The 209-nt window shown below is 48.3% G+C and carries 1 rRNA gene; it reads left to right on the top strand.

Features of this window, described 5'->3' with window-relative positions:
• Positions 1–144: 144 nt before the first annotated feature.
• Positions 145–209, top strand: a 5S ribosomal RNA gene (gene rrf / locus HCF10_RS31055); the annotation flags it as partial.

Genomic DNA, 209 nt, shown 5'->3' with positions numbered 1-209 from the left:
AATTTGACTACTCGAAAGAGCATCAGATTGCGGTGTGTGAAGACGCAATGAACCGAAAGTTCGATGCTCACAAAACACCGACAGCTGTCACATACCCAATTTGCTGAAGCGAGGCCAACTGGTCACGACTCAGTACCCGAATTTCTTGACGACCATAGAGCATTGGAACCACCTGATCCCATCCCGAACTCAGCAGTGAAACGATGCAT

Origin of the sequence: Pseudomonas sp. B14(2022), assembly GCF_012030485.1 — a bacterium.
Classification (GTDB): Bacteria; Pseudomonadota; Gammaproteobacteria; order Pseudomonadales; family Pseudomonadaceae; genus Aquipseudomonas.
Note: the sequence above shows the minus strand (reverse complement) of the source record. Positions and strands in the feature narration are given on the sequence as shown.